This is a genomic window from Ramlibacter sp. (assembly GCF_035627355.1).
In the GTDB taxonomy this organism is placed as follows: domain Bacteria; phylum Pseudomonadota; class Gammaproteobacteria; order Burkholderiales; family Burkholderiaceae_C; genus Ramlibacter.
Genome location: NZ_DASPLW010000027.1, coordinates 1 through 16,447, shown reverse-complemented (window position 1 = coordinate 16,447; position 16,447 = coordinate 1). Strand labels below are relative to the sequence as shown.

Here is a 16,447-nt window from a genome sequence, read left to right as displayed (position 1 = left end):
AGGCCATGCACACCGATTCCGACCTGCTGTTCGGCTGGGGCGAGAGCGACACCGGCGAGCGTGCCCGCGGCCTGTCGCTGTCCGGCTGGACCCTCGCGGCCCTGGCGCTGGGGCTGTTCGTCGCCAATGCCGTCCTGCATTTCCCCGGCGTGATGAACAACGACTCGATCGGCCAGTACCGGCAGGCACTGACCGGCCAGTACGGCGACTGGCACCCGCCGATCATGGCCTGGCTGTGGTCCTGGCTGCACCTGTTCGGCGACGGGCCGGCGCCCCTGCTGCTGCTGCACCTGACCCTGTACTGGCTGGGCTTCGGGCTGGTCGCCGACGCGGTGCGCCGCAGCGGCTTTCCGCGGCTGGCCTGGGCCGTGCTGCTGGCCGGCGCCTTCCCGCCCTTCCTGTACGTGAACGCGCAGGTGGTCAAGGACGTCGGCATGGCCGTGGCCTGGCTAGCCGCCATCGGCGTGCTGTACGTGCATCGCGTGCAGCACCGCCGCCTGTCGATCGCGGCCGGTGTTGCCGTGGCGACGCTGCTGTTCTACGGGGCGATGGTCCGCACCAACGCGCTGTTCGGGCTGGGGCCGCTGCTGCTCTATGCGCTCGCGCCCGCCAGCTGGCTGCGCGCGCCGCGCCTGCTGGCCGCCACCGTCGTGGTGGCGGTGCTGGCGCTGCCGGCCAGCCAGTTCGCCAACCGGGTGCTCTTCGATCCCAAGCCCGAGCACGCCGTGCAGTCGCTGTTCCTGTACGACCTGATGGGGATCGCCGTGCACACCGGCGATCCGGCCATCCTGGAGCCGCGCGCGACCTTCACGCGCGAGGAACTGCGCGAGTGCTATTCGCCGTACTGGTGGGACAGCCTCAGCCCGTGGGGCCGATGCGCCGACAAGGTGCACCGACCCGCCGGCGCCGAGATGCCGACGCGGCCGGACGGGCTGGCGCAGCAATGGCTGCGCAGCATCGCCGCCCACCCGATCGCGTGGATGCAGCACCGGCTCAAGCATTTCAACTCCGCGCTGCTGTTCGCCGTGCCGCTCAAGCACATCCGCCTGACGCCGGAGTACCGCACCGGCGACCCGACCCGCCCGCCGCTGGAACTGGTGACCGCGCGCGACGTGCGGATGGACCTGCTGCGCAAGAACCCGGGCGTCTGGCCCGTCACCTGGCTGGCCTGGGCCGCTTGCCTGCTGGTGCTGCTGCGGCGCGAGCCGGCCACGGGTGCCGTGGCGCTCGCGCGCGTGCTGGCGGTCTCGGCGCTGGGGTACTCGGGGGCCTACCTGCTGATCGGGGTGGCCACCGACATGCGCTACCACTACTGGTCGCTGCTGGCGGTGATGCTGGCCACGCTGGTGCTGCTGCCCTGGCTGGGCGGACAGCTGCGGCAGCGGCCGCGGCCCGTGCTGGCGAGCGCGGCTGCCGTCTCCCTGGTCGTGCTGGTCGGGGTGGCGGCGCGCCTGCTCGATTTCCGGGGCCTGGTGTGACGGTGCCGGGGCGCATCGCGGTGTTGCCGCCGCTGCTGCGCTTCAGCCTGGTCGGCGGCATCGGCTTCGTGGTCGATGGCGGCCTGCTGCAGGCATTGGTGTCGATCGCCGGCTGGGGGCCGATCGCCGCGCGGGCGATTTCGTTCCCGGCCGCGGTGCTGGCGACCTGGTGGCTGCATCGCGGCTTCACTTTCCCGGACCCGGGCATCGGCCTGCTGCGCAGCCTGGGGCGCTACCTGGCCGTGAGCCTGGTGGGCACCGGCGTCAATTTCGGCCTCTACACCGGGCTGGTGCTGGCCTCCCCCGCGATGGCGGCCCGGCCCATCGTGCCCTTCGCCATCGCGTCGATCGCGGCCCTGGCGTTCAACTACCTGGGCAGCAAGCACTTCGCCTTCAGGCGTTGAGCCCATCGAAGGCCTGCAGCGCCTCCTGGTCGGTCCGGTACAGGCGCAGCTGGGGTCCCTCGGGCAATTCGCCGGCCCGGCGCAGCACCCGTTCCACCGGCAGCTTCATGCCGCTGATGTGCAGCGTGATCCCGCGCCCCTGCAGCAGCTTGCGCAGGGAGGCAAACACCTCGACGCCGGTGGCATCCACGCGGTTGATCGGCTGCGCGAACAGGCACACGTGGCGGGTGTCGGGGTGCGCGGCCAGGTGCTCGACCAGCGTGCGCTCCAGCGCCGAGGCGGAGGCGAAGTCCAGCTCGGCGTCCATGCGCAGGGCATAGGCCTGCGGCGCCAGCGGCACCAGGCCCCACAGGTGCCGGTCGCGCAGGCTGCCGTCCGGGTGCAGGCCCACCTCGATGATGCGCGGGTGCAGCCGCAGGTACAGGAAGTGCGCCAGCCCCAGCAGCACGCCGGTCAGCACGCCCCAGTAGATGCGCGGGGCCGACAGCACGGTCACCAGCACGGTGACGCCGGCCGTGACCGCCTCGACCCGGTCGACCTGCCACAGCGCCTTGAACACGCGCGGCTTGATCATGCCCATCACCGCGGCGACGACCACGGCGGCGAGGGCGGCGGAGGGCACGTGGTACAGCGCCGGCGTCAGCGCCACCAGCACCACCAGCACGATGGCCGTGGCCGCCACCGTCGCCCAGCCGGTCTTGGCCCCGGCGTAGAGAGTGATGGCCGAGCGCGAGAACGAGGTGCTGGTGGGAAAGGCGCCGGACAGGCCCGACACCAGCTTGCCCATGCCCTGGCCGATCAGGTCCTGGTTGGCGTCCCAGCGCCGGCCCTCCTTCTGGTTCTCGATCTTGGCGCTGGCCGCCATCTCCAGCGAGCTGACCAGCGCCAGCACCAGGGCCGGGGCGACCAGGTCGCGCAGCGCCTCCCAGCCTGGCCAGCCGGGCCAGTAGGGGGAGGGCAGGCCGGCCGGCAGGGCGCCGACCACGCTGCCGCGCGTGTCGTAGCCCGTGAAGGCGCTGAGCGCGCCGGCGGCGGCCAGCACCAGCAGCACCATCGGGATCTTGGGGAAGCGCCGCTTGCCCAGCTCGAACAGCGCGACGCTGATCAGCCCGTAAGCCATGCCCTCCAGCTCGAACTGCGGCCGGTCCAGCAGCGAGGACAGTGGCCCCTGCAGCCCGAGCAGACGCGGCAGTTGCGACGCGATGATCAGGACGGCCGCGGCCTGGCTGAAGCCGGTGAGCACCGGCGAGCTCACCAGGTTCAGCACCCAGGCCGAGCGGCTGCCGCCCACCACCAGCTGCATCGCCCCGGCCAGCAGGGCCAGCCAGACGGCCAGTGCCACCCATTGACCGCTGCCGGGCTCGGCCATGCCGATGAGGGACGCGCCGACCAGCACGCTGCTGAGGGCCGAGGGGCCGACCGACAGCCGGGTCGAGGCGCTGAACAGCACCGCCGCCAGCATCGGCAGGAAGGTCGCGTACAGGCCGGTGACCAGCGGCATGCCGGCCAGGTTGGCGTAGGCCACCGATTGCGGGACCATGACGACCGCCACGGTGAGGGCGGCGGCTACCTCGCCGCGCATCAGGCCCAGGGTGGGCCGGGGCCAGTTCAGGAAGGGGAACCAGCGGGACAAGCTGCTGCGCATGAGCCGAGCTTACGCGAGCCGCATGGTCCGCGAGCGACCCTCGCGACGGCCTTGGCCCATGCACAATCGATCGCATCCGATCGACCTTGCCTGCCGACCACACCCGCCCGCAGGGCAGCGCGCCGGGAGCGGCCTGGATGGCCGCGCGCGGCTGGAAGCCCTTCGCCTTCCAGCGCCAGGTGTGGCGCGCGATCGCCCAGGGCCGCAGCGGCCTGCTGCACGCGACCACCGGCGCCGGCAAGACCTACGCGGTCTGGCTGGGGGTGCTGGACGAACTGCGGCGGCGCCATCCACCCGCTCGCATGGCCGAGCCGCTGCGGGCGCTGTGGATCACGCCGATGCGCGCGCTGGCGGCGGACACCACGCGCGCGCTCGGCGAGCCGCTGCGTGATCTCGCCCCGGCCTGGACCCTGGGCCAGCGCACCGGCGATACCGCCGCCGCCGAACGGGCTCGCCAGGACCGCCGCTGGCCTACGGCGCTGGTGACCACGCCCGAGTCCCTGAGCCTGATGCTCACGCGCGAACACGCGCGCGCCGAACTGCAGTCGGTCGGCTTCGTGATCGTGGACGAGTGGCACGAGCTGATCGGCAGCAAGCGGGGCGTGCAGGTGCAGCTGGCGCTGGCCCGCCTGCGCCGCTGGAACCCCGGGCTCGTGACCTGGGGCCTGAGTGCCACGCTGGGCAACCTGGAGCAGGCCATGGCGGTGCTTTGCGGGGAGGCCGCCCGACCCGAGCCCGTGCTGGTGCGCGGCCGGATCGACAAGAAGCTGGTGATCGACACGCTGATCCCGCGCGAGCCGGGCCAGTATTCCTGGGCGGGCCACCTGGGCGCGCAGATGCAGCAGCCCGTCGCCGAGGAGATCGCCCGTGCCGGCGGCAGCACCCTGGTGTTCACCAACGTGCGCTCGCAGGCCGAGGCCTGGTACCAGCTGCTGCTGCAGGCGCGTCCGGACTGGGCCGGCGAGATCGCACTGCACCACGGCTCCCTGGACCGGGCCACGCGCGAGTGGGTGGAGGCGGGCCTCAAGCAAGGGACCCTGCGCGCGGTGGTGGCCACCTCCTCGCTGGACCTGGGCGTGGACTTCCTGCCAGTGGAGCGGGTGCTGCAGATCGGGTCCGCCAAGGGGGTGGCGCGCATCCTGCAGCGGGCCGGCCGCAGCGGCCATGCGCCGGGCCGCGCCAGCCGGCTGACCCTGGTGCCCACCCACACGCTGGAGATCGTGGAGGCCGCCGCCGCGCGCTGCGCCGCCTACGAGGGGCGGGTGGAAAGCCGCGAGTCGCCGGCCAAGCCGCTGGACGTGCTGGTGCAGCACCTCGTCACCGTGGCCCTGGGCGGCGGCTTCGAGGCCGACGCGCTGTACGGAGAGGTGCGCAGCGCCTGGGCCTACCGCGAGCTCACCCGCGAAGAGTTCGACTGGGCGCTGGCCTTCTGCGCGCGCGGCGGCGAGAGCCTGACGGCCTATCCCGACTACCACCGCATCGCCCAGGACGAGCAGGGCCTGTGGCGCGTGCCCGATGGCGGCATCGCGCGCCGGCACCGGCTGTCGGTGGGCACCATCGTCAGCGACGCCGCGATGCAGGTGAAATACCTCTCCGGCGGCACGTTGGGGACCATCGAGGAAGGTTTCATCGCCCGCCTGCGCAAGGGCGACTGCTTCTACTTCGCGGGGCGCCTGCTGGAGTTCGTGCGCGTGCGCGAGATGGTCGCCTACGTGCGCAAGGCCGAGCGCAGCCGCGGCACCGTGCCGACCTGGATGGGCAGCAAGATGGCCCTGAGCGCGGAACTGGCCGACGCGGTGCTGGAGATGCTGCAGGTCGCCGCCGAGGGCCGCTACCCGCATCCCGAGCTGCGGGCCGCGCGGCCGCTGCTGGAACTGCAGGCGCGCCTGTCGCGCATCCCCACCCCCGGCATGCTGCTGCTGGAGAGCCTGCAGTCGCGCGAGGGCCAGCACCTGTACGTGCATGCGTTCGCCGGCCGCCACGTGCACCTGGGCCTGGCCAGCCTGCTGGCGTGGCGGCTGGCGCGCGAGCGGCCCAACACCTTCAGCCTCTCGGTCAACGACTACGGCTTCGAGCTGGTGAGCGCCGAGCCGTTCGACATCGCGCCGGCGCTCGATGGCCGCCTGTTCGACACCGGCGAGCTGCTGCACGACGTGCTGGCCTCGCTCAACGCCTCGGAGCTGGCGCAGCGCCGCTTCCGCGAGATCGCCCGCGTGGCCGGCCTTGTGTTCACCGGCTACCCGGGCCAGCCCCGCAGCCTGCGCCAGCTGCAGGCCTCCAGCGGTCTGTTCTACGAGGTGTTCCGCAAGTACGACCGCGGCAACCTGCTGCTGTCGCAGGCCGAGCAGGAAGTGCTGGGCCAGGAACTGGAGATCTCGCGGCTGCGCGCCACGCTCGAGAGGTTCCGCACCCTGCGCATCGACCACGTGCAGCTGCGGCACCCCAGCCCGCTGAGCCTGCCGCTGATGGTGGAACGCTTCCGCGAGCAGCTCACGACCGAGCAGCTGTCGGCCCGGCTGGACCGCATCCTGCGGCAGGCCGCCCGCGATCCTGGCTGAGCGCCTGCGCGAGTGGTCCTACAGCCGCTTGCGGCCTCGGCGGCCGGACAGGTCGCGTGCAGCTTCCTAGATTGGACCGATGCGGCGCAGCCGCCTGGCCCCTGACGGAGATCCGATGACAGTTTTGGTGAACAAAGCCCTGGCCGCGGCGACAGCCGCTCTGGCCCTGCTCGTGCTGGCGGGGTGCAAGCCCGCGCCCGATCCGCGATCGGAGAGCGACCGGGCGGACAGCAGCCCGCGCTCGTCCACGACGGCCGCGGCGCAGGACCGCTCGGCCACGCGCCAGGCCGGCGATGACCCCGACCCCCGCACCGCCAGCATGGGCGCGGCACCCGCGCGGGCCTTGCCGCCGGGCGTTCCGGGGGCCTTGCCGCCCCCCGCCGGCGGCCGCGAGCCCGATCCCGAGATCACCGCCGGCGTGAAGGCGCGCCTGGCGGCCGATGCCGAACTGCGCGAGGTGCGCATCGACGTGGACACCCGCGATGGCGTCGTCACGCTCAGCGGCTCGGTGCCCACGGCGGCAGTGCGAGCGCGCGCCGGCGAACTGGCGCACGCCGTCAAGGGCGTGCGGCGCGTGAACGACCAGCTCACGCTGGCGAGCGGATAGCCGGACGGCGCTCAGTTGCCCGGCCGCACGAGGATGTCGTTGCGGACGGCGCGCACGCCCTTGGTGTTGCGAGCCAGGTATTCGGCCTGGGCCTTCTCGGCGTTGGACTTCGCGAAGCCCGACAGCTGGACCGTGCCATTGAGGGTCTGCACCTTGATGGCGGCGGCATCGACCGTCTTGTCTTCCACGAACTTGGCCTTGACGGCCGTGGTGGTGGCGGTGTCGTCCACGTAGGCGCCGGCCGTTTCCTGGCCGCGCACCACGGCGCAACCCGTGGCCAACACGGTGGCGCCGGCCAACGCGGCGATCGCCAGGGCCCGTGCGTACTGCTTCATGTCTGCTCCCGGTTCCAGTACTACGGTGCGTTGGTCCTGCACGCCCGGTCCGGTCGCACCACGCCGGCCCGCGCGTTCGTCACTGCTGGACGGCCCCGCCGTCCGAGGGCGGGGTTCGACCGGCCGACAGGGCCCGCATCGCCAGCGATGCGACCTGCGGCGACTTCACGATCGCCAGCAGCACGCCGGTGACGGAGATCAGCTTCCACGGCCGCATGTAGAACACCGCCGCGCCAGCTGCGGCCGCAGCGCCCAGGTAGAGCAGGGGGCTGCGGCGGGCGTAGGCGGTGAGCGCCGGCCGCGCGATGTCCAGCGCCAGGTGCGCCGGGTGGTATCGCCACCAGCCATCCAGCATGTCCTGGGCCGCCTCGAACCAGGCGGGTCCGCCACCTGGTCGCGCGCCCGGCGCGTCGACTTCGGTGCCGGCATCACCGGCGTGGACGGCGGCGGTGCTGCCTTCTGCGGCGGGCCGGCCCTGCCGGCGCAGTTCCTTGCGGTGGACGTGCTCGAGGATGGCCAGCCGGCTGCGCTCCAGGCGATCGGACCCGGCGCTCATCGAGCCTCCCCCAGGCTTGTCCGCTTCGCGGCCTGCGCCTCCCCCCTCCGCAAGCGGAGGGGGCGAGCGCCTTCGGGCGGCCGTGCGGCGCTCATGGCCTCCCCCCGAGAGTGCGCAGTGCCTGCACGTCGGCATCGAGTTGCGCCCGCAGCTCGGCAAAGGCCCGCGCCGGCAGCTGCCTGCGCGCGATCGTCCAGGCCACGACCGCGCCCACCAGCGGCACGGCGGGCACCAGCAGCAGCGCCCAGTGGAAATCGCCGTTCACCGCGCCCAGCATCAGCGCCACGCCGGCGAGCAGCACGAAAACCAGGGCGCAGACGCCGCAGACGGCCCATGCGATCGCGCGCTTGGCGACCTCGGTGCCGACGGAGGTCGCTTCCTCCTGGGCCAGCGCGGCGTAGCCGGCCACGTGGTTCATGACCAGCTCGGGCCGGCTCACGAGCACCGAGAAGATCGGGTGCACCAGGCTCATGGCCGGCTTCAGTAGTAGTAGCGGCTGTGGCGGCGGCTGCGCGCGACCATCACGATGGCGGCCACCGCGGCGCCGATGGCGGCAGCGATGAGCGCCGACTTGACGGGCTGCTCCGACACGTAGCGGCCGGTGGCGCCCGCGTAGCGCCCCAGGCGCTCCTGGGCGGCAGCGGCGGTTTCGCCCACCGCGCTCATGCCGCGACTGGCGAGGTCCTGGGCGCCGTAGCGCATGTCGCGCATCTTCTCCCGCGCATCGTCGGCAAAGGATTGCTGGGCGGCTCCGGCACGGAGCGATCTGCTGCTGAAGGCCATGGGGTGTCCTCTCGTTCGTGGTTGTCTGCCGCGGCCCGGACGCGGCAACCGTCGCGTGCGCTGCTGCGGAAAGCGCGGGCGAGCAATGAGCGTAAGCGTCGAAGCCGGCCCTGGCTGATCAGCCGCAGGCGTGACCGGCTGTCGGCAGGCAAGGCGGCGCTCTGTAGGAACCCGACTACAGCCGTTCGGGTTCTTTTGAACCGGGCTCCATCCGTGGCGGGCCCTTACGGACCTGCAGTGGCCGGGAGGGCAGCACCGCCTTCACGCGGGTTCCAGCCCCCGGACTGCTGGTGACCGTCAGGCGGCCGCCGGCGGCTTCGACGCGATGGCGCATCCCGGCCAGCCCGTGGGTGGAGGGCTTCACCTGCGCCGGATCGAAACCCTTGCCGTCGTCGCTCACGACCACCTCGACGTGGTTGCCATACCCGTGCACGTTCACCTGCGCATGCCGGGCGTGCGCGTACTTGGCCATGTTGGTGAGCGACTCCTGCACCAGCCGGTAGACCGTGAGCTGGTGTGCGTCGTCGAGTTCGACGGGCTCCAGGCTGGCCGCCACCTCGACGCCGGAGCGATCGGAGAACTCGCGCGCCAGGATCTCCAGGGACGCGGTCAGCCCCAGGTTGGACAGCGCCGACGGCCGCAGGTCCTCGATGATGCGGCGCTTCAGCGCGATGCCGCTGTTCAGGGTCTCGGTCAGGTGCTGCAGGCGCTGCCCCACTTCCGGCGGCTGGCCGTGCAGGCGCGACTTCAGGCGGGCCACATCGAGCTTGGCGGCCGTCAGCAGGGCCCCCAGTTCGTCGTGCAGTTCGCGCGCCAGGTGGCCGCGCTCCTCCTCGCGCACCTGCTGCAGGTGGGTGGCCAGTTCGGCCAGCGTGGCGGTGCGCTCGCGCACCTGCTGCCCGAGCAGGTCGCGCTCCTGCTCCAGCGCCCGCTGCTGCTTCTCGTCGGCCGCCTTCAGCGCGGTGGCCAGCCGCAGGTAGAGCCAGAACGCGAGCAGCGCCGCCAGCGCGCCGAGCGCGACGCCGATGCGCGCGTACATCAGCGTGGTCCCCACCTGGTCCCGGCCGACGTCGATGCGGCGGCCGGTCAGCTGGGTCAGGCGCCCGGCCTGCTCGCGGATCGCGTCCATCTGCTCCTTGCCCACGTCGCTGAGCAGCACGAACTTCCAGGTGTCCTCCTTGCCCTCCTTGCGCATGCGAACCGTGAGGTCCATCTCCGCCAGCTTGCGCTGCACGTTGCGGGCGAGCTGGCCGACGATGCCGGACTCCTCCGGCGCCCCGGCATAGGCCTGCCGCAGCGCTTCCAGGCCCTGGCCGATGTCGCCCACCGCCTTGTTGTAGGGTTCGAGGTAGCGGGGGTCGCCGGTCAGCAGGAAGCCGCGCGAGCCGGTCTCGGCGTCCAGCACCAGCTGCAGCAGCCGGCTGATGGCCGTGCGCGCCTGCACCTCTTCCGACATCCTGTCGAGTTCGGCCCGCGAGCGGTAGTAGCCGGCCTCGCTGATGCCGATCAGCAGGCAGGCCGACAGCACCGCAAGCAGCAGGCTGATCGCCTTCGCGGGTAGTCCTTTCGAGTGCCCTGCTTTCACTTGGATGCACACCCGATGAGAATGAAACCCGGAATAATCATGGCTGGAGGGTAGGCCATTTCAGGCGCGCCTTGGGTCACAATTGCCTTGGCGGCTGCCACTTGGAAAGAGAACAGACATGATCAAAGTCGGCATTGTGGATGACCATGCCATCGTGCGCTCGGGGCTCAAGCAGTTCTTCTCCGAGCAGGTGGACCTGCGCGTGGTGGGCGAGGCCGCGAGCGGCCGCGAAGCCATCGACCTGGTGCGGACCACCGAGCTCGACGTGCTGGTGATGGACCTCTCCATGCCAGGCCAGAGCGGCATCGATGCCCTCGGCATGATCCGCGCGAAGGCGCCTGACGTGGGCATCCTGATCCTCTCGGGCTACCCCGAGGAGCACTACGCGATGAACCTGATCCGGCAGGGCGCGAGCGGCTACCTGAACAAGGAATGCGAGCCGATGGAGATCGTCAACGCGATCCGCACCATCGCGCTGGGCCGCCGCTACATCTCGCCGGCGGTGGCGGAGCTGCTCGCCCAGCAGCTCAATCGCAAGGAAGGCGGCGCGCCGCACGAGCAGTTGTCCGAACGCGAGTTCCAGGTGTTCCTCAAGCTCGCCAAGGGCGAGACCGCGGGCGACATCGCCAAGGCCCTGTCGCTCAGCGTCAAGACCGTCAGCACCTACCGCACGCGGCTGATGGAGAAGATGAGCCTCGCTTCCAACAGCGACCTCACCTACTACGCGCTGAAGAACAAGCTGATCGACTGAAGCGGCGCGTACCGGTACCAGGGAGCCCTGTCATTCCCGCGAAGGCGGGAATCCAGGGCTTTCGCGTTCCTGGCTTCCTCGCGTCGCTGTGGCCGCGGCCCCCTCGCCATGATGGCGATGCCGCCCGTGTGATTCACGCCCGCGCGTGCGACTGCTGCACGCAGTAGTCGATCAGGGCGTCGATCTCGTTGGACTTGTCGAACACTGCATCGGCGCCCAGTTGCGAGCAGCGCTTGCGCATGTCGGTGGTGGCGTAGTTCGACAGCACCACCACGCGCTGTCCGGGGCGCCGGCCGCGCAGCGCGTCCAGGATGCCCAGCCCGCTGCCCTGCTTGAGGAACAGGTCGACGATCGCGAGGTCCCAGTCGTCGCCCGGCTTGGCGAGCCAGGCCTTGGCGTCGTTCTCGGCCTCCGCCCACCCGAGCACCTGGATGGCGGCCAGTTCTTCCAGCGCGCCGATCAGGTTCTCCCGGATGGTGGCGTTGTCCTCGACGATGAAGGCTTTCAGTTCCACGGGCGAAGGTGAGGTCGCGCCAGCGTGCCTCCTGTGGCGCGCCGCTCACCCCGATTGTGAGGCCCATGGGCAAGCCCGGCCGTAGGAGCACTCCTACCGGTGTCCCGTAGGCCAAGGACGACAGGACGTCACGCACGGTGCTGACCGATCCGTGCCTCCTCGGCCGCCACACTGCTCGCGGTCCATCCCGCCCCCATGCAGTACGCCCCACGGCCATGAAGCTGGTTCTCGATACCCTGATGATCTTCTTCGGCACGCTGGTCGCGGCCGCCATCGTGGCGCTGGGCGAGCCGGCCGACGCCTGGCAAGCGCTGGTCGCTCCGCCAGCGGCTACACACACCGCCAGCGGGCGATGACCGCCTGATCCCATGAGCACCGCCGCGCCTTCCCATCCCCTGCGAGCGCGGGGGTGGCTGAAGGCGCTCGCCGTGCTGGCCGCGGCCATCGCGGCCCTCGTCCTGCTGCTGGCGCTCTTTCCCTGGGACCTGCTGCGCGGGCCGGTCAACCGCTACGTGAGCGAGAAGACCGGGCGCCACTTCGCGATCACCCGCCACCTCGATGTCGAGCTCGGCCGTACCACCCGCGTGCTCATGGACGGCGTCGAGTTCGCCAACCCCGACTGGGCGCAGGATCCCTTCCTCATCAAGGCCGAGCGCGCCGAAGTGGCCGTGCGCATCGTCCCGCTGCTGCTGCGGCGCGAGATCGTGCTGCCCTCCGTGCACCTGGGCAAGCCGCAACTGGGCCTGCAGATCGAGCCGGACGGCCGCCGCACCTGGGCGCTGAGCGGCGACACCTCGGACGAGAAGAACGTGCCCGCGATCGGCGCGCTGGTGGTGGACGAAGGCTCGCTCCACTATCTCGCTTCCCACCAGGGGGCCGACATCCGCACCACCTTCGCGATCGATCCGCGGCAGGGCGCCGCAGGCGGGCAGGCGGGGCCGCCCATGCCCCTGCGCTTCCAGGCGCAGGGCCGCTGGCACGACCAGCCGTTCCGGGCCGAAGGCCGCACGGGCGACGTGCTGTACCTGAGCCAGCCGCTGCAGCAGCCTTTCCCGGCGCAGGTGCAGGCGAGCACCGGTGGCACGCAGCTGCGCGCGAGCGGCACCGTCGCCAGCCTGGCCAGCTTGGACGGCGCCAACGTCGACTTCCGCCTGCATGGGCCCAACCTCGCGGAGCTCTACCGGCTGGTGGGCGTGACGCTGCCCGACACCCGCCGCTACGCGGTGATGGGGCACCTGTCCCGGGAGGGCGCCACCTGGCACGTGCGCAACATCGACGCCACGCTGGGCCGCACCGACATGCAAGGCGAGCTGGCCTTCGACCGCTCGGGCGCCCGGCCCTTGCTCACCGGCCACCTCCAGTCGCGGTCCCTGGACTTCGAGGACCTGGCTCCGGTGATCGGCCTGGATGAAAGCGCGCGCGGCGCGGCGAAGCACGACCAGCGGCGCGGCGAACGCCCGGAGGCGAAGGACCCCGGCCGCAAGGTGCTGCCGGCCGCCCCGCTCAACGTCGGCGGCCTGCAGGCCATGAACGCGGACGTGCGCATCGATGCCGCCAAGGTCGTCAATGCGAAGGGCCTGCCGCTGGACCGCATGGCCGCGCACGTGCGGCTGCAGGACGGCGTGCTGGTGCTCGATCCCATGGACCTGGGGGTGGCGGGTGGCCGGCTGGCCGGCACGCTGCGCATCGATGCCAACGCGCAGCCGGTGGCGGTGAAGACGCGGCTGGATGCGCGTTCGCTGGAGTTGAGCCGCCTGTTCCCGCAGTCCGAATCGGTCCGCAACAGCTACGGCAAGATCCAGGGCCAGGTCGACCTGGCGGCGCAGGGGCGTTCGGTCGCGCAGTTGCTGGCCAGTGCCGACGGCCAGCTCGCGCTGCTGATGGGCAACGGCCAGATCAGCAACCTGCTGCTGGAGTTCGCCGGGCTGGACGGCGGCGAGATCATGAAGTTCCTGGTCCGGGGCGACGACCGCGTGAAGCTGCGATGCGCGGCTGTCTCGTTCGACGTCCAGGATGGCCTCATGACCTCCCGCGCGCTGGTCATCGACACCGACGACACGGTCTTCGAAGGCGGCGGCACCCTCCACCTGGGACGCGAGCGCATGGACATCGTGATCCGCCCCTCGCCCAAGGACACCAGCATCCTGAGCCTGCGATCGCCGCTGCACATCGCCGGCACCTTCGGTGCGCCCGAGGTGGGGCTGGACAAGGGCGCCCTGGCCGGCCGTGCGGGGCTGGCGATCGCGCTGGGGGCCATCAACCCGCTGCTGGCGCTCGCCGCCACCGTGGAGACCGGTCCGGGCCAGGATGCGAACTGCGCCGGCACGCTGCAGTCGGTGGCGGCGCCGCGCGCGAAATCGCGGCTGGACAAGGATGTGGCAGCGGGCGCGGGCGCCGCGGATGCGGGCAAGCGCATGGGTGCCGGTCCGGCCGCAGGCCGTGCGAGCCAGGGGTCGGGCCCTGCGCGGAAGGCGCCGGCCGCCAGCGCGCGGACGCCCGCACAAGCGGCCGACACCGCCGGCATCGCCACTCCAGGCAAGCCGGCCGCGCCCTAGCGGCCTTCGGCGCCTAGCTTCGAGTTCCGCAAACGGGGCAGCCAGCCCGCCGCGGCGTGCGCATGCGGCTCCAGTCCATGCTGCGGGCGTCCAGCATCAGCAGCTGCCCGGCCAGCGAGGTGCCGATGCCGCACAGCAGCTTCAGGGCCTCGGCGGCCTGGGTGGCGCCCACGATGCCCACCAGGGGCGCGAACACGCCCAGCGTGGCGCAGCGCGTCTCTTCCGGGGCGCTGTCCGGCGGGAACAGGCAGGCGTAGCAGGGCGAGGCCGGATCCCGGGTGTCGTAGACCGCCACCTGGCCGTCGAAGCGGATGGCGGCGCCGGACACCAGCGGCTTGCGGTGGCGCGCACAGGCGGCGTTGACGGCCTGCCGGGTGGCGAAGTTGTCGCAGCAATCCAGCACCACGTCCGCCTGCGGCACCAGCTGGTCGAGCAGCGCGTCGTCGGCATGGGCGACGACCGGCTCGACCCGCACGTGCGGGTTCAGGGCCGCCACGGCCGCCCGGGCCGACTGCGCCTTGGGCTGGCCGATCCGGTCCATGGCATGGGCGAGCTGCCGCTGCAGGTTGGTCAGGTCCACGTGGTCGTGGTCCACCAGCGTGATGCGGCCGACCCCGGCGGTGCCCAGGTACAGCGTCGCCGGCGAGCCGAGGCCCCCGGCCCCGATCACGAGTGCATGGCTGCGCGCCAGCCGCTCCTGGCCCTCCACGCCGATTTCCTCCAGCAGGATGTGGCGGGAATAACGCAGCAGGTCGTCGTCGGTCATGGGGGAATTGTGGGCGCAAAAGAAAAGCCGGCAGGTCGCCGGCTTCTGGATCGCGTCAGGCCCGCGAAGGCGGGGATGACCGGGCGGCGCTGCGCGCCGCGCCAGTTCAGTTCTCCTTCTTCTCGGCCTTGTTCTCGATCACCTGGGTCTTGCTCACCAGCACCGGGCGGCCCTTGAGCTGGTTGAGCGCCTGCACCAGCTGGAAGTCCTTTTCCAGCACGCCGTACTCGGGGAGCTTGCGCTCCGACGCCGGCTTGCGGGCTTCCTCCTCGGCGCGCTTGCGCGCTTCCTCGCGCCGCTTCTCCAGCAGGGGGTCCTTCACCTCCGGCACCTGGCCGTTGCCCAGGTGCTTCTCGAGGTCGGCCTCGCGGGTGCGCAGCAGCGAGAACAGGTTGCCTTCCTCGCTCTCATCGATCAGCACGTCCGGCACGATGCCGCGCGCCTGGATCGACTTGCCGCTCGGCGTGTAGTAGCGCGCCGTGGTCAGCTTCAGGCCGGTGTCGGGGCCGAGCGGGCGCACTGTCTGCACCGAACCCTTGCCGAAGGTCTGGCTGCCCAGGATGGTGGCGCGCTTGTGGTCCTGCAGGGCGCCGGCGACGATCTCGCTGGCCGAGGCCGAGCCTTCGTTGACCAGCACCACCAGCGGCACGTTCTTGATCGCGGCCGGCAGGCGGCGCAGCGGGTCGGGGCCGGCGCGGCGCTGGTAGAACTCCGGCGAGGCCTTGTAGACGAACTTGCTCTCGGGAAGCTGGCCGTTGGTGGAGACCACCGTCACGTTGTCCGGCAGGAAGGCGGCGGAGATGGCGACCGCGGCGTCGAGCAGGCCGCCCGGATCGTTGCGCAGGTCCAGCACCAAGCCCTTGAGGTTGGGGTCGGCCTTGTACAGCTCATCGACCTTGCGCACGAAGTCCTCGACCGTGCGCTCCTGGAACTGCGACAGCCGGATCCAGGCGTAGCCCGGCTCGACCATCTTGCCCTTGACGGACTGGGTGCGGATCTCCTCGCGCGTGATGGTCACCGGGAAGGTGCGGTTCTCATCCTTGCGGAAGATCGTCAGCAGCACCTTGGTGTTGGCCTCGCCGCGCATGCGCTTGACCGCCTCGTTGAGCGAGAGCCCGCGCACTGCCGTGTCGTCGATGCGGGTGATCATGTCGTTGGGCTTGAGGCCGGCGCGGAAGGCGGGCGAGCCCTCGATCGGCGACACCACCTTGATCAGGCCGTCTTCCTGCGAGATCTCGATGCCCACCCCGACGAAGCGGCCGGTGGTGCCTTCTCGAAATTCCTTGAAGGACTTCTTGTCGAAGTACTGCGAATGCGGATCGAGCCCGGCGACCATGCCGGAGATCGCGTCCGAGATCAGCTTCTTTTCGTCTACAGGCTCGACGTAGTCGCTCTTCACCATGCCGAACACGGCTGCGAGCTGCTGCAGTTCTTCGAGTGGGAGAGGGGCCAATGAGCCTCGTGCAACTGTTTGCAACGAGACGGTGGTCAGCGCGCCAGCAACGGCGCCGGCTGCGACCCAGCCGGTGATCTTGAGTTTCTGCCCCATTTAAATGTCCTTGTCGCCTGTCAAACCAATATACACAGCTTGGAAGCAAGTTGTCTGCCGGGGTTCCTCGTACCCGAGGGCGCCGCGGCAGATTTCAGTTTCAGGCCTTGCCTTGTGCGGCGACCGCGGCCGCCGCCTTCTCGGCGGCTGCCGCATCGCCGAGGTAGTAGTGCCGCAGTGGCTTGAGCTCGTCGTCGAGCTCGTAGACCAGCGGGATGCCGTTCGGAATGTTGAGCCCGACGATGTCGTCGTCGGAGATGCCGTCCAGGTATTTGACGAGCGCGCGGATCGAGTTGCCGTGGGCTGCCACCACCAGCCGCCGGCCGGCGCGGATCGCCGGCGCCATCGACTCGTTCCAGAA

General features: G+C 71.2%; 17 protein-coding genes. 7 read left to right on the top strand and 10 right to left on the bottom strand.

Features of this window, described 5'->3' with window-relative positions:
- Nucleotides 1-5: 5 nt before the first annotated feature.
- Together VEC03_RS07555 and VEC03_RS07550 are read left to right on the top strand one after the other, a co-directional pair.
- Entirely contained in the window at nucleotides 6-1,478 is a 1,473-nt protein-coding gene (locus tag VEC03_RS07555; RefSeq protein ID WP_324914093.1) for a hypothetical protein, read from the top strand.
- On the top strand, nucleotides 1,475-1,882 hold the full coding sequence (locus VEC03_RS07550) for a GtrA family protein (protein WP_324914092.1): 408 nt from the start codon (nucleotides 1,475-1,477) through the stop codon (nucleotides 1,880-1,882). Before VEC03_RS07555 ends, VEC03_RS07550 begins: the two co-directional genes overlap by 4 nt.
- Here VEC03_RS07550 and VEC03_RS07545 read toward each other — a convergent pair.
- Nucleotides 1,872-3,527, bottom strand: a complete 1,656-nt coding sequence (locus tag VEC03_RS07545) for a SulP family inorganic anion transporter (RefSeq protein ID WP_324914091.1) — start codon at nucleotides 3,525-3,527, stop codon at nucleotides 1,872-1,874. The genes VEC03_RS07550 and VEC03_RS07545 overlap by 11 nt on opposite strands.
- Before the next feature lie 137 nt (nucleotides 3,528-3,664).
- Here VEC03_RS07545 and VEC03_RS07540 point away from each other — a divergent pair, with 137 nt between their 5' ends.
- Entirely contained in the window at nucleotides 3,665-6,085 is a 2,421-nt protein-coding gene (locus VEC03_RS07540; RefSeq protein WP_324914124.1) for a ligase-associated DNA damage response DEXH box helicase, read from the top strand.
- A 127-nt stretch (nucleotides 6,086-6,212) separates the two neighbouring features.
- Complete coding sequence (locus VEC03_RS07535) at nucleotides 6,213-6,692, top strand: BON domain-containing protein (protein WP_324914090.1); 480 nt, start codon at nucleotides 6,213-6,215, stop codon at nucleotides 6,690-6,692.
- 11 nt (nucleotides 6,693-6,703) lie between these two features.
- Here VEC03_RS07535 and VEC03_RS07530 read toward each other — a convergent pair whose 3' ends face one another.
- From VEC03_RS07530 to VEC03_RS07510, 5 genes are all read right to left on the bottom strand, one after another.
- The gene (locus VEC03_RS07530; protein WP_324914089.1) at nucleotides 6,704-7,027 is read right to left on the bottom strand and encodes a BON domain-containing protein; all 324 of its coding nucleotides are present in this window, start codon (nucleotides 7,025-7,027) and stop codon (nucleotides 6,704-6,706) included.
- A gap of 79 nt (nucleotides 7,028-7,106) precedes the next feature.
- Nucleotides 7,107-7,583, bottom strand: a complete 477-nt coding sequence (locus tag VEC03_RS07525) for a hypothetical protein (RefSeq protein ID WP_324914087.1) — start codon at nucleotides 7,581-7,583, stop codon at nucleotides 7,107-7,109.
- Between the two features lie 91 nt (nucleotides 7,584-7,674).
- Nucleotides 7,675-8,055, bottom strand: a complete 381-nt coding sequence (locus VEC03_RS07520; protein ID WP_324914086.1) for a phage holin family protein — start codon at nucleotides 8,053-8,055, stop codon at nucleotides 7,675-7,677.
- A gap of 8 nt (nucleotides 8,056-8,063) precedes the next feature.
- Entirely contained in the window at nucleotides 8,064-8,366 is a 303-nt protein-coding gene (locus VEC03_RS07515) for a hypothetical protein (protein ID WP_324914085.1), read from the bottom strand.
- 175 nt (nucleotides 8,367-8,541) lie between these two features.
- Nucleotides 8,542-9,951 (bottom strand): CHASE3 domain-containing protein, encoded by a 1,410-nt coding sequence (locus tag VEC03_RS07510; RefSeq protein WP_324914083.1) that lies wholly within the window; start codon nucleotides 9,949-9,951, stop codon nucleotides 8,542-8,544.
- 118 nt (nucleotides 9,952-10,069) lie between these two features.
- On the opposite strand from VEC03_RS07510, the gene VEC03_RS07505 reads away from it, so the two are divergent.
- Nucleotides 10,070-10,702, top strand: coding sequence for a response regulator (locus tag VEC03_RS07505; protein WP_013902425.1), 633 nt, complete (start codon nucleotides 10,070-10,072; stop codon nucleotides 10,700-10,702).
- Between the two features lie 133 nt (nucleotides 10,703-10,835).
- Here VEC03_RS07505 and VEC03_RS07500 read toward each other — a convergent pair whose 3' ends face one another.
- Complete coding sequence (locus VEC03_RS07500; protein WP_324914081.1) at nucleotides 10,836-11,216, bottom strand: response regulator; 381 nt, start codon at nucleotides 11,214-11,216, stop codon at nucleotides 10,836-10,838.
- 215 nt (nucleotides 11,217-11,431) lie between these two features.
- On the opposite strand from VEC03_RS07500, the gene VEC03_RS07495 reads away from it, so the two are divergent.
- Together VEC03_RS07495 and VEC03_RS07490 are read left to right on the top strand one after the other, a co-directional pair.
- The gene (locus VEC03_RS07495; protein WP_324914079.1) at nucleotides 11,432-11,572 is read left to right on the top strand and encodes a hypothetical protein; all 141 of its coding nucleotides are present in this window, start codon (nucleotides 11,432-11,434) and stop codon (nucleotides 11,570-11,572) included.
- A 12-nt stretch (nucleotides 11,573-11,584) separates the two neighbouring features.
- Nucleotides 11,585-13,771 (top strand): AsmA family protein, encoded by a 2,187-nt coding sequence (locus VEC03_RS07490; protein WP_324914078.1) that lies wholly within the window; start codon nucleotides 11,585-11,587, stop codon nucleotides 13,769-13,771.
- 13 nt (nucleotides 13,772-13,784) lie between these two features.
- On the opposite strand, the gene VEC03_RS07485 is transcribed toward VEC03_RS07490, so the two are convergent.
- The 3 genes from VEC03_RS07485 to VEC03_RS07475 all read right to left on the bottom strand — a co-directional run.
- Complete coding sequence (locus tag VEC03_RS07485; RefSeq protein WP_324914076.1) at nucleotides 13,785-14,537, bottom strand: molybdopterin-synthase adenylyltransferase MoeB; 753 nt, start codon at nucleotides 14,535-14,537, stop codon at nucleotides 13,785-13,787.
- Between the two features lie 106 nt (nucleotides 14,538-14,643).
- A complete protein-coding gene (locus VEC03_RS07480; protein WP_324914075.1) occupies nucleotides 14,644-16,086 on the bottom strand; it encodes a S41 family peptidase in 1,443 nt (480 codons plus the stop codon).
- Nucleotides 16,087-16,186: 100 nt separating this feature from the next.
- Nucleotides 16,187-16,447, bottom strand: a 261-nt coding sequence (locus tag VEC03_RS07475; protein ID WP_324914074.1) for a 2,3-bisphosphoglycerate-dependent phosphoglycerate mutase, incomplete at its 5' end; no start/stop codon positions are given.

Coding starts and splice junctions, on each gene's coding strand:
- VEC03_RS07540 (WP_324914124.1), top strand. CDS start 3,665: ATGGCCGCGCGCGGCTGGAAGCCCTTCGCCTTCCAGCGCCAGGTGTGG.
- VEC03_RS07545 (WP_324914091.1), bottom strand. CDS start 3,527: ATGCGCAGCAGCTTGTCCCGCTGGTTCCCCTTCCTGAACTGGCCCCGG.
- VEC03_RS07520 (WP_324914086.1), bottom strand. CDS start 8,055: ATGAGCCTGGTGCACCCGATCTTCTCGGTGCTCGTGAGCCGGCCCGAG.
- VEC03_RS07505 (WP_013902425.1), top strand. CDS start 10,070: ATGATCAAAGTCGGCATTGTGGATGACCATGCCATCGTGCGCTCGGGG.
- VEC03_RS07495 (WP_324914079.1), top strand. CDS start 11,432: ATGAAGCTGGTTCTCGATACCCTGATGATCTTCTTCGGCACGCTGGTC.
- VEC03_RS07525 (WP_324914087.1), bottom strand. CDS start 7,583: ATGAGCGCCGGGTCCGATCGCCTGGAGCGCAGCCGGCTGGCCATCCTC.
- VEC03_RS07555 (WP_324914093.1), top strand. CDS start 6: ATGCACACCGATTCCGACCTGCTGTTCGGCTGGGGCGAGAGCGACACC.
- VEC03_RS07480 (WP_324914075.1), bottom strand. CDS start 16,086: ATGGGGCAGAAACTCAAGATCACCGGCTGGGTCGCAGCCGGCGCCGTT.
- VEC03_RS07515 (WP_324914085.1), bottom strand. CDS start 8,366: ATGGCCTTCAGCAGCAGATCGCTCCGTGCCGGAGCCGCCCAGCAATCC.
- VEC03_RS07490 (WP_324914078.1), top strand. CDS start 11,585: ATGAGCACCGCCGCGCCTTCCCATCCCCTGCGAGCGCGGGGGTGGCTG.
- VEC03_RS07485 (WP_324914076.1), bottom strand. CDS start 14,537: ATGACCGACGACGACCTGCTGCGTTATTCCCGCCACATCCTGCTGGAG.
- VEC03_RS07530 (WP_324914089.1), bottom strand. CDS start 7,027: ATGAAGCAGTACGCACGGGCCCTGGCGATCGCCGCGTTGGCCGGCGCC.